15 protein-coding genes are annotated in these 11,652 nt (G+C 30.6%); 11 read left to right on the forward strand and 4 right to left on the reverse strand.

Annotated features, from left to right (window positions below):
- Positions 1-13 precede the first annotated feature (13 nt).
- The 4 genes from C820_RS09340 (at position 14) to C820_RS09355 (ending at position 3,160) form a co-directional block, all read left to right on the forward strand.
- Positions 14-772 (forward strand): SIMPL domain-containing protein, encoded by a 759-nt coding sequence (locus tag C820_RS09340; RefSeq protein WP_004034535.1) that lies wholly within the window; start codon positions 14-16, stop codon positions 770-772.
- Positions 762-1,190 (forward strand): GNAT family N-acetyltransferase, encoded by a 429-nt coding sequence (locus C820_RS09345; RefSeq protein ID WP_004034533.1) that lies wholly within the window; start codon positions 762-764, stop codon positions 1,188-1,190. The genes C820_RS09340 and C820_RS09345 overlap by 11 nt, the downstream gene beginning before the upstream one ends.
- Positions 1,191-1,466: 276 nt before the next feature.
- Positions 1,467-1,997, forward strand: coding sequence for an ECF transporter S component (locus C820_RS09350; RefSeq protein WP_004034530.1), 531 nt, complete (start codon positions 1,467-1,469; stop codon positions 1,995-1,997).
- A complete protein-coding gene (locus C820_RS09355; protein WP_004034529.1) occupies positions 1,994-3,160 on the forward strand; it encodes a pyridoxal-phosphate-dependent aminotransferase family protein in 1,167 nt (388 codons plus the stop codon). The genes C820_RS09350 and C820_RS09355 overlap by 4 nt, the downstream gene beginning before the upstream one ends.
- A 162-nt stretch (positions 3,161-3,322) precedes the next feature.
- Here C820_RS09355 and C820_RS09360 read toward each other — a convergent pair whose 3' ends face one another.
- The 3 genes from C820_RS09360 to C820_RS09370 form a co-directional block, all read right to left on the reverse strand.
- Positions 3,323-3,877, reverse strand: coding sequence for a hypothetical protein (locus C820_RS09360; RefSeq protein WP_004034527.1), 555 nt, complete (start codon positions 3,875-3,877; stop codon positions 3,323-3,325).
- Between the two features lie 81 nt (positions 3,878-3,958).
- On the reverse strand, positions 3,959-4,228 hold the full coding sequence (locus C820_RS09365) for a hypothetical protein (protein WP_004034525.1): 270 nt from the start codon (positions 4,226-4,228) through the stop codon (positions 3,959-3,961).
- 175 nt (positions 4,229-4,403) lie between these two features.
- Positions 4,404-4,742 (reverse strand): helix-turn-helix domain-containing protein, encoded by a 339-nt coding sequence (locus tag C820_RS09370; protein ID WP_035295564.1) that lies wholly within the window; start codon positions 4,740-4,742, stop codon positions 4,404-4,406.
- Positions 4,743-4,904: 162 nt separating this feature from the next.
- On the opposite strand from C820_RS09370, the gene C820_RS09375 reads away from it, so the two are divergent.
- The 4 genes from C820_RS09375 (at position 4,905) to C820_RS09390 (ending at position 8,598) form a co-directional block, all read left to right on the forward strand.
- Complete coding sequence (locus tag C820_RS09375) at positions 4,905-5,102, forward strand: carbon storage regulator (protein WP_004034523.1); 198 nt, start codon at positions 4,905-4,907, stop codon at positions 5,100-5,102.
- Between the two features lie 124 nt (positions 5,103-5,226).
- Positions 5,227-6,879: a flagellin N-terminal helical domain-containing protein gene (locus tag C820_RS09380; protein ID WP_004034522.1), complete on the forward strand. Its 1,653-nt coding sequence runs from the start codon at positions 5,227-5,229 to the stop codon at positions 6,877-6,879.
- A gap of 125 nt (positions 6,880-7,004) precedes the next feature.
- On the forward strand, positions 7,005-8,255 hold the full coding sequence (fliB, locus tag C820_RS09385) for a flagellin lysine-N-methylase (RefSeq protein WP_004034521.1): 1,251 nt from the start codon (positions 7,005-7,007) through the stop codon (positions 8,253-8,255).
- Between the two features lie 82 nt (positions 8,256-8,337).
- Positions 8,338-8,598, forward strand: a complete 261-nt coding sequence (locus C820_RS09390; protein WP_004034520.1) for a hypothetical protein — start codon at positions 8,338-8,340, stop codon at positions 8,596-8,598.
- A 36-nt stretch (positions 8,599-8,634) separates the two neighbouring features.
- Here the strand turns inward: C820_RS09390 and C820_RS09395 are convergent, their stop codons facing one another.
- On the reverse strand, positions 8,635-9,318 hold the full coding sequence (locus C820_RS09395; protein ID WP_004034518.1) for a Crp/Fnr family transcriptional regulator: 684 nt from the start codon (positions 9,316-9,318) through the stop codon (positions 8,635-8,637).
- A gap of 111 nt (positions 9,319-9,429) precedes the next feature.
- Here C820_RS09395 and C820_RS09400 point away from each other — a divergent pair, with 111 nt between their 5' ends.
- The 3 genes from C820_RS09400 (at position 9,430) to C820_RS09410 (ending at position 11,523) form a co-directional block, all read left to right on the forward strand.
- Positions 9,430-10,125 (forward strand): ATP-binding protein, encoded by a 696-nt coding sequence (locus C820_RS09400; protein WP_004034516.1) that lies wholly within the window; start codon positions 9,430-9,432, stop codon positions 10,123-10,125.
- Positions 10,126-10,273: 148 nt separating this feature from the next.
- Positions 10,274-11,104, forward strand: a complete 831-nt coding sequence (locus C820_RS09405) for an AraC family transcriptional regulator (protein WP_004034514.1) — start codon at positions 10,274-10,276, stop codon at positions 11,102-11,104.
- Positions 11,101-11,523, forward strand: a complete 423-nt coding sequence (locus C820_RS09410; RefSeq protein ID WP_004034512.1) for a DUF2000 domain-containing protein — start codon at positions 11,101-11,103, stop codon at positions 11,521-11,523. The genes C820_RS09405 and C820_RS09410 overlap by 4 nt, the downstream gene beginning before the upstream one ends.
- Positions 11,524-11,652 lie beyond the last annotated feature (129 nt).

The raw sequence follows: 11,652 nt of genomic DNA on the forward strand, positions 1-11,652 counted from the left end.
GGAGGTTTTTATTATGAAAAAATTAGTAAGTATGATAACAGCGATGACAATAGCAGTTAGTGTAGCTAGCGTAACAGCTATAACGGCATATGCAGCAGAAACTACACAGACAACACAGAAAACAATAGAAGTGAACGGAAAAGGCATTATAACAGCAAAACCAGATGTAGCAAGTATTTATCTTACAGTGGAAACAAAAGAGAAAACAGCAGAGCAAGCACAAAAGAAAAATGCAGAAACTACAGAAAAAGTGACAAAAGCAATAAAAGCATTAGGAGTAAGAGATGAAAACATTATCACACAATATTATTCTATTGATGCAGAACAGGTATATAATGAACAAAAAAATAAATGGGAAGAAGATGGATATAGAGCATATAACCGTTTTTTAGTAAAAATAAATGATGTTGATAATGTAGGAAAATATATTGATGCTGCAACAAAAGCAGGTGTAACAAATGTAGGTTCTATTTCTTTTTCTATTTCTGACCCAAACCAATATTATAAACAAGCTTTACAGGCAGCAGTGAAAAATGCTTCTTCCAGTGCAGAAGCATTAGCAGAAGCTTTAGGTTCAACGTTGGGAAGTTGTATTTCTGTAGAAGAAATGTCAAGCTATAATTCTTATGAAAAAGAAAGAGCAGTAAATAATGCTAAAAGTATGGCTTTTGGAGGAGAAGCTGATACAGCAGCACAAACAGAAGATGGTGGAAATATACGTTATGAAGATATAGAAATTACAGCAGGAGTGATAATGACATATGCTTATTAAAAAAGAATTTGTTTATGAGCATTTGGAAGAATTGGCAAAAATATGGCTAGAAACAAATATACAAGCACATCATTTTATAGTAGAACAATATTGGCAAAGTAATATAGAACTTGTAAAAAAAGCATTGCCTGATGCTATGATATTTTGTCAGGGAGAAAAAGACATAAAAGGATTTTTGGGAGTTTCTGATGGTTTTATACATGGACTTTTTGTAAAAAAAGAATTTCAGCGTATGGGAATAGGAAAAGCACTAATAGAAGAAGCAAAACAATATTTTGATACATTGTCACTATGTGTTTATACTAAAAATAGTAATGCAGTTGCTTTTTATCAAAATATGGGATTTGAAATACAAAAACAAAGTGTTCAAAAAGAAACAGGAGAACAAGAATATAGTATGATTTATAGAAAGAAATAATAATGTTGTAACAATAAATAAAAATGTAAAATAAATTCACATCATTATAAAAATTCCTTGTTTTTACAAGGAATTTTTTATATTATATTGTAAGTATATAACATAGAATTGTATGGGTACAATTTTGAAAAAAGGAAAAAAACAGACAATAATTTTTGATATTAGTATGTTCAATTTTATTTATTTTGGTAAAATGATATTTAATTATACATAGATAAAGTAGCTACTTATCAAAATAAAAAACAACAAAAATATAGTGCAAGGGTGTGTATAAAAATGAATACTACAGCAATAAAAATAACAACTACTAAAAAATTAACTATCAACGCAATGTGTATTGCATTAACATTTGTTGCAACAGCATTTATAAATATTCGTTTGCCTATGGCAAATGGAGGACTAATACATTTAGGTAATGTACCATTGTTTTTAACTGCAATGATATTTGGTAAAAAAACAGGAGCAATTGCAGGAGCTTTTGGTATGGGACTTTTTGATTTATTTTCTGGGTGGACAGCTTGGGCACCTTTTACATTTGTTATTGTAGCAATTATGGGATATGTAACAGGTAAAATTTCAGAAAAAAGAACAGTAGTTTGGTATACTGTTGCAGTTTTAGCTGCATTGTTAATTAAAATAATAGGATATTATATTGCAGAGGCAATTATATATGGAAATTGGATAGCACCAATGACGTCAATTATAGGAAATGTCGTACAAGTTGTAGTAGCAGGAGTTATTGTTGTTCCTATTATAACAGCACTAAGAAAAACAATATTAAAACAAATAGGAGGTTTAGAAATATGAACCATATTACATTGATGACAGCAGGGCCAACACAAGTGAGAGAGAATGTACGTTTGGCTAGAAGTACTGTCACAACAAATCCAGATGAAGATATTTCATTTTGCGAATATTATAAACAAATTTGTGATAAATTAGCAGATTTTTTTCATACAAAAAACACTTTTTATATATTAAGTGGAGAAGGTATACTTGGATTAGAAGCAGCCTGTGCTTCATTGACAGAAGTAGGGGACAGAGTGCTTGTAATAGATAATGGTATATTTGGAAAGGGATTTGCAGATTTTGTGAAAATATATGGAGGAGAAGCTGTACTTTATACTGTAGATGATAAACAACCAGTAAATGTGGAGTGTTTAAAAGAATATTTAAAAAAAGATAGTAATTTTAAATATGCAACAGTAGTACATTGTGATACACCAAGTGGTATGCTCAATGATGTAGAAGAAATTTGTCCTGTATTAAAACAGTATGGTATATTAACTGTAGTAGATAGTGTTTCAGCGTCTTTTGGTGTACACTTAGATGTAGGAAAAGCACAGATAGATATACTTTGTGGTGGTTCTCAAAAAGCACTTTCTGCACCAATTGGGCTTACATTTTTGGGGGTCAGCGATGAAGCGATAGAAGTAATGAAAAATAGAAAAACACCAATTACATCTTTTTATGCTAATATATTGTCTTATGTGGGATATTATGAAAAAAAATGGTTTCCTTATACTATGCCTATTAGTGATATATATGGATTTGGTACAGCACTAGAAAATATTTTAAAAGATAAAGAAATATTTCAAAGACATAAAACAATAGCACAAGCTACAAGAAAGGCAGTGGAAGCAGCAGGATTAAAACAATATATTAAAAGTGGATATTCTGATACTGTAACAGCAATTGTATTACCAGAAGGTATTTCAGCTAGAGTACTTTTGGATATTATGAGGTATCGTTTTCATATTATGATTTCGGGGTGTTTTGGAGAACTTGCAGGAAAAGTTATTCGTATTGGACATATGGGAGAAAATGCAAATGTTGCTGATGTAGCACAAACATTAGCGGCGTTAGAAGATGTATTGATAGATATGGGAGTTACATTAAAATGTAATATGAGAGAGGTGTTTTTAGAAGAAACAAAGTCAAAAGTAGAAATTAGATTTGTAAAAGAGTAATATTATTTCAAAAGAGTATACTTTTTGAAATAGAAAATATATCATAAAACAACATCGTTTTTATAAGAAACAGTGTTGTTTTATTTTTGCGTAAAAAAAAGGCAAGTTAGCAAGGCTTGCCTTTTTTAGATATATATATGTTAATAAGGAGAACGAATAAAATTAAGCGACAGCATCAAAAAATTTTCCTTTTTGTTGCTGTGGGTCTGTAATAGTGTCGTATTCTTGTTTTCCTCTTGTTACGGTACGTGTTTCACCGCCAGAAATGTATATTCTATGACATTCTGGACAAATATCTGTTTTGTATATAACAGACTGAGAAACCACTTCTCTGTCTTCTCTTTTAGCATTTGCCTGTTCATGAAAAACGTGTTCCATTTCGTGATTACGAACAGCTGCTGCTGCTCTATCGGGTGATATTTTGGTAGGTGTTTTAAATGAAACACTAGGGTCATTAGAACCATCTTGATATTTGCGATTTTTGCAAGTCTGACACTCCTCGTTAGAAATATCTTTTTCGTCTTTTTTTGGGGAAGTGTTAGAAAGTTCTAATGTATCAAAAGGAGTTTGATATTGTGCAACAGGCGAAGCATTATCGGTATTGCCTTGTTGATATTGCATAGTATCCTTTTGAGCAGATTGTGAAAAATTTTCAACAGGGTGAAATTGTGTTGAAACAGAATAAGCTGGTGACATATCTAATAAAGAAATATTCATAAAATCCCCTCCTTTAGCCGAAAAATAATTTATATTATTATAACAAAATAAAAATCATTTGTCGAGGGCAATATAGAAAAATTATTTTAACTTTTTATGTAGAGCAATGGCATCTGAAAAACCATTTCTGTAAAAAAGTTCTGCTATAGTATGTAGTATAGTATTTTGAATATCATCATATTCAAAAAAAGGCGTTCCAAATTTTGTAAGTTGAGCAGTAAGCTCTTTTTTTTGTGCAAGTAGTGCAGCAAAATGCTCATCATTTTTAGCATAATATTGTAGTAAATCAGAAATGTAGTTTTCCAAAAAAGCGTTTAAATTCTGTTCCATCAGTTGTCGTTTTTTATCCATAAAAATATGCTCCTCTCTCTAAAAACAAAACAAAATATAACTTTTAGACAGAACAGATAAAAAAATAAGATAAAAAATATGGAAGCAGTGCAGAAAAGGCAATAATAAAATAATTTGCCTTTCTGACTAAAAGTCTAGCGAAAAAAAGGAATGTAAAAAACATTCCTAGGGGTTCTTATTTTTTTTGACGGTCTAAAAAAGTGACAATGGTTTTGACTGTTTGTAAAATCATGTCTTTTTCTTCCGCCGTTCTATTTTTGGTTAATTCGTTCCAAATATTACTTTGCTCCTCGTCGCGATCCAAATCGCCACTATCTTGTAAAAGAGAAGTGACAGAAACATGAAGTACGTCGGCAATAGCAAGGAGGGTTTCCACAGTAGCGTTGCGGCTGCCACGTTCTATTAGACTGACATAAGATACAGAAATATCGAGCAATTCCGCAAGCTGCTCCTGTGTTAAATTTTGACTAAGTCTAGCTTTTTTTATTCTACTGCCCATTTCTTTGCAATCCATAATATCACCCCACAACATAACTTTACTTTGTAAAAGAAAAAAGGGTAACAGACCGAAAGTAAAATTTTTTGACTTTTCGTAAAAAAATACTTGACAAATTTTACAAATGGTATTACTATATTTACACAGAGTAAAATTAAATTGACAAGGAGGTTGTTTAAAATGCTATCACTTGGAAGGAATCCCGGAGAATATATCGTCATAAATGGCAACATTATTGTGGAAGTGGTGTCAATAGATGGTTCTCTTCGTTTAGCGATTGAAGCACCAAAAGAAATCAAAATTGAACGAGGAGAAAACTACGAAAAGCACCATGCCGTACCAGATTGTATTGTACGCACGAGAGCATTAGGACGATAAAAGGCATACTCTTTGTAAAACAATGAGTGTGTCAGACTGCATATGATTTTACTCAGAGTAAAAAATAATATCAAAGGTGGGGGAGAAAGGATACTCCCCGTCAAAATTCAAGGAGGTAGTATTTATGATAGTACAACATAATATTCCAGCTTTAAACTCTTATAACAGATTAGGAACAAACAACAAAAACGTAGCAGCAAACTTGAAAAAATTGTCATCTGGTTACAAAATCAATAGTGCAGCTGACAATGCAGCAGGTTTAGCAATCTCTGAAAAAATGAGAGCTCAAATCACAGGTTTGGAAGCTTGCCAACAGAATGCTAAAGATGGTATTTCATTGGTTCAAACAGCTGAAGGTGCTTTGACAGAAGTTCACTCTATGTTAAACAGAATGGTAGAACTTTCTACATTGGCATCAAACGGAACATACTCCGACAGCAACAGAGAAAAATATCAGAATGAAATTCAAGAACTGCAAGATGAAATTGATAGAATTGCAGACTCTACAAATTTCAATGGTATTGACTTGTTAAATGGTAATTTGAGTGGTGGTGGCTCAACAGGTGGTAATTTAGTAGGTGGCGTAATTGGTACATTTACTCCTCCAAAGATGACTACAGCAGCAGCTGACCTTAGCGGTACTAATTTGAAATTTGAAAAAGAAACAATTGTTGTAGATGATACACAAGTAACAATTGACTGGAGTCAATTAAGTTCTGATGACAAAGCAAAACTAAATAGAGATTGGACAGATACTACAGTAGCAGGTAGTAAAACTGCAAATGAAGAAGCAGCAAAAATATTACAGGATACTATTAACAAAGCATTAGCAGATGCAGGTTCTACATCTAGTGTTACTGTAAGTGGAAAAAATGGTTCATTTTCAATAGAAACTAATACCAAAGATGGTACAGGTAGTTTGCTTCTCATGGGTAATGGTACAGCTAATTCAGAAACAACAGCAAATGGTGCATCAGGTGGTATTTTTACAAAAATGTTTGGAGCAACAGCAGATACTGCAGTAGAGGCAACAAGTAAAGTAAATGGTGCTAGTGGAGCAAATGGAAAATTCTATATGAATATCAACGGTACTGACTATGAAGTTGATATGTCAGGTGCTGGTTTAGCAGATGGTGCTACAGGTAGTGCAGTTGCAACTGCATTGCAAAATGCTATACAAGCTACAATTGGTAATTATAATACAGCAGTAGGTACTGATGACCAATTAACAGCGGCAGATATTACTGTAAACTTTACAGATGATGGTAGATTAGAAATTATAAATGGTACTGATGCAACAATTGGTTTTTCTGATAAAACACCAAGTGACCATTTTGCTGAAGCATTAGGTATTTCTTCTCAAGGTAAAGCACTTGGTGGAGGATTAAGCCTTCAAATTGGTGATACAGCAGATGAATACAACAGAGTAAGTGTAAGTATTCAAGACTGCCATGCAAGTGCATTAGGCGTAGGTAATATTAATGTATCTACAGAATCAAGTGCAGCAGCTGGTATTACAAAAATTAAAGATGCTATTGATACTGTTTCTAAAGTAAGAGCAAAACTTGGTGCTACTCAAAACAGATTAGACCATACATTGAATAACTTGGAAACAACAACAGAGAACTTGACAGATGCAGAAAGCCGTATCAGAGATACAGACATGGCAAAAGAAATGATGCAATATACAAAGAACAATATTCTTGTTCAATCTTCTCAAGCTATGTTGGCTCAAGCAAATCAGTTACCTCAGGGTGTTCTTCAGTTATTACAATAATATATCAAAACTATATAGGGGCTGGCAAATTGCCAGCCTTTTTTATTTCATAAAAAAGGGAGTGAGGGAAATCCCTCACTCCCTTCTATAAAATGTTGCTAAAACAATAAGGAAGGTGAAATAATATGAAGCATATTGTATTACAGCCAAGTTTTTATAATAAATTTGAATGTATAGGAAGTGACTGTAAATATAACTGCTGTAGAGAGTGGAGTATTGGTATTACAAAAAAAGAATTAAAAGATATGAAAAAAAATATCAAAACAGAAGAATTTAGAAAAATATTTGAAGATGCTTTTGAAAAATATCAGTTTGATATATTCAATTATAAAATTAAATTAGATGAAAATAATAGATGTAAATTTTTAGATGAGTATGGATTATGTAAAATCTATAAAGAAATGGGTTCTGAAAATATGAGTTTAACTTGTAAAATATTTCCAAGACAGCCTACATATTTTATAGGAAAATATGAATGTTTTTTAGATATAGCTTGTGAAGAAGTAGTTAGGCTATTATTAAAAGAAAAAGAAGGCATAAAATTAGATATAATAGAAAGAGAAATAACTGATGCTGAAAAAAGAGGTGCCGCAAGAATAGATAGTGTAAAAGCAAACAAAAATTCGCTATATCATTATTATACAGAATTTAAAATATTATTACTAGGTGTACTTCAAAATAGAGAGTATAATTTTGGAGAAAGAATGATAGTATTAGGAATGGCAATAAAAAAAATAGAAGATATGAGAAAAACAAAACTAGAAAGTAAAGAAACAATACCTAGTTATATACAGCAGTTTGTGGCTGATTTTAATGATAGTAAAAATAAAGATATTTATAGTAAATTGTTTGAAAAGGTAGATAAAAGTGGTAAAAAAAGGCTTTTTAATTCTATTGTATATCATTATAATGGCACAAAAGCAAAAGAGGATTTAAAAATACAAGAAAAGATAAATAATAGAGTAGGTATCAAAATAAATTTAAAAATTGGAGAAGAAAAAATTCAAACTTTAAACATAGAATATGACATTGAAAAATATCAACAAGCTATAAAGGACTTTGAAGAATTTATAAAAGGTAAGGAGTATTGGATAGAAAATGTGATAATAGAAGGGTTTTTATCTCATCGCTTTCCTTTCTTCATAAACGGTGGCTTATGGAGAAATTATTGTGCTATGGCAACGATATATAGTCTATTTTTATTTATGTGGACGTGTTGCTTAGAAAAAGATAGTACAGAAGAGGATTTTATATATTATACTTCTGAATTTTCAAAATCACTATTTAATAATCCAACTCATACGACAAAATTAGAAGAACGCTTAAATCAAACAGAAAGTGAAACATTGGGACATATGGCAGCACTCGTATTATAAAAAAATTTTTTACATTTATGCACATTTTTTTGGTACTAGCATAGTATGTACTATAAATCAAATTTGAAAGGGGAACAAAAAAATGTGTGGATGTAATGGATGTAATAACTGTGGTTGTGGAGGTTGCGGCTGTGGTTGCTGCGATTGTGGAGGTTGCTGTGGTAGTGCTTATTTAGATGCTTGGTATGATTATTGGAATAGCCAAAGCTGTGGCAATAACAGTAACAACAATGGCTGCGGTTGTGGTCACAACGGTAACAATAATGGTTGTGGCTATAACAGTAACAGTAACAGCAATAACAACGGTGGCTGCGGCTGCAACAATGGTTGCGGTTGTAACTAAACACAAAAAAAGAGGGCAGTCGAAAGACTGCCTTTTTTACATAGAATGTTCATTGATATTTTTGAGTATTTTAAAATTTTTTTTGTTTGCCTCAATGAGTCCTATATGACATAATTTACTGATTTCAACAGACAAACCACTTCTATCTACCTCAAGATAGTCAGCAAGCTCTTGCCTATTGTATGGAATTTCAAAACTATTACTATTGTGTTTTTTAGCTTGAAGTAATAAATATGCTATCAATTTTTCTTTTGTAGAACGCTTAGAAGTGATTTCAATTTTTTGATGAAACATGATGTTTTTCATTGCAACAATTTTCATAATGTTATATATGATATGACGGTGAAATATACAAGCATTGCTACAAGAGTGTAATATACGTAAACAGTCTATAAAAAGAATTTCTGTGACAGTAGATGCAACAACATCTACAGGTATTGATATTATGCCAGCACAAGCAAAAGACTCTCCAAACAATTCAGAAGGCTTTACATCTGTTACAATATTTCTATTTCCAAAATAATCTATTTGTATAATTTGCACAGCACCAGAAAGAACAATTCCGATATATTTTGCAGCTTCTCCCTCTGCTATGATGGTTTCTTTTTTTTGAAAGGAAACTACTTTTGCATCAAGACAATGAAGCATCGTTGTGATGTCGTTTTCTGTAATATTGTAAAATAATGGACATTTTTTTAGTACTTCAATATAATTTTTCATAAAATTTTTCCTTTGTTGAAATTTCAACATACTTTTTGATTGTATTATACTAGAATACTATCAAAAGGTCAATCAAATGAAATATAAAAAAAGAAAAGGTAGTGAAATAATATGATTAGAAAAATTATTAAAATTGATGAACAAAAATGTAATGGTTGTGGTGCTTGTGCTGTAGCTTGTCATGAAGGTGCTATTGAAATGATAAATGGCAAGGCAAAACTTACTCGAGAAGATTATTGTGATGGTATTGGTGACTGTTTACCAAATTGTCCTACAAATGCAATTTCATTTGAACAAAGAGAAGCTCCTGCTTATAATGAGAAGGCTGTTATGGCAGCAAAACAACAAAAACAATTTAAAGGGTGTTCTGGAGTACAAGCAAAAACAATTTTACACCAAAATACAGAATATAATACAGTAACAAATGAAATAGTAAGCCAACTTTCACAATGGCCTATACAAATAAAATTAGTACCTGTCAATGCAGATTATTTTGAAGGAGCAAATTTATTAGTTGCAGCAGATTGTACTGCATATGCTTATGCAAATTTTCATAATAAATTTATGCGTAGTCACATTACATTAATTGCTTGTACAAAATTGGATAATTGTGACTATTCTGAAAAATTAACACAAATTATTACACAAAATAATATTAAAAGTATTACAATAACTCGTATGGAAGTACCTTGTTGTGGAGGTATTGAAAATGCAGTGAAGCATGCTTTGCAATGTAGTGGAAAATCAATACCATGTAATGTAATAACTATTTCTACAAATGGAATGATAAAAAATGAAAGTAAATGAGTATTAGCCGCTGAAATAGCGGCTTTTTTATATAGTGGTTTGATTTACTTATAACAAACAATGTTTTATAAAATATAAATAATGAATATATTTTACAAGACTTTTCAATATAAGAAATGTAAAATGTTTGTGGTAAGGGGGAAAATAAATGAAAACAGTAGTTTATGATAAACAACTGCATATAGAAGCATATTATTTTGAGGGTATTCGTCAATCATTTCCTAGTCATTTTCATAAATATTATGTCATTGGTTTTATTGAAAATGGACAACGTTATTTGTGTTGCAAAAATAGAGAATATATTGTCAAAAAAGGAGATATTGTATTATTTCATACAGAAGAAAATCATTCTTGTATGCAAAGTGGTGAAGATACATTATGTTATAGAGGATTTCATATTCACAATAATGTTATGCTTTATTTAACAGAAAAAATAACAAATAAAAAAGAATTACCTCAATTTTCTCAAAATGTAATTCATAATGAAGAAATTGCTTATTATTTCATTACATTACATAAAATGATAATGAATGGTACAATGAATTTTGTAAAAGAGGAATTTTTACTGTTATTATTTACTGCACTGATACAAAATTATGGAGAGCCTTTTCAAAATAATACATTAGAATGTAGAAAAGAAATTGAAAAAGTATGTGAATTTATACAAAGCCATTATACAGAACATATTTGTTTGGAACAAATTTGTCATTATGCCAAAATTAGCAAATCAACACTAATTAGAGCATTTACAAAACAAAAAGGAATTACACCTTATCGTTATTTAGAAAACATTCGTATTAATGAAGCCAAAAAACTTTTGTCAGAAGGAGTATGCCCTATTGATGCTGCAATACAAATGGGATTTTCAGACCAAAGTCATTTTACAAATTATTTTAGTAGTTTTATAGGAATTTCTCCAGGTGTTTATCGTGATATTTTTTATAATAAAAATAAAAATTTAGAAGGAGTAAAACAATGAATTTACAATATGAAAAATGTGTTATGATAATTGATGGACAGTTACCAATAGGAATAATAGCAAATACTGCTGCTATTATGGGCATTACTTTAGGTAAAAATATACCTGAAGTGGTAGGGAATGATGTTTATGATAAAACAGGTAATAAACATTTAGGAATTATAACATTTCCTATACCCATATTAAAGGGAGATATACAAACAATAAAGACAATACGACAAAAACTGTATCAACCAGAATATTCTGATTTAACTGTAGTTGATTTTTCTGATGTGGCACAGATGTGTAATAGTTATACTGAATTTATAATAAAAATAAAATCTGTTGCTGAAGCGGAATTAAATTATATTGGTATTGCATTATGTGGAAAGAAAAGGAAAATAAATAAATTAACAGCAAATATAGCATTACTAAAATAAATATCAAAAAAAATTGGCTATGCACAAATTGTAATATGCTATCATTTATAGTAAATATAGTAAAAAGATTTTTTATTATTATTTTTTAGAATGGTTTTTATCATTTTTGAAATAATAATGAAAAGTCTT

It is taken from the genome of Clostridium sp. MD294 (assembly GCF_000364165.2).
Classification (GTDB): domain Bacteria; phylum Bacillota; class Clostridia; order Lachnospirales; family Anaerotignaceae; genus Coprocola.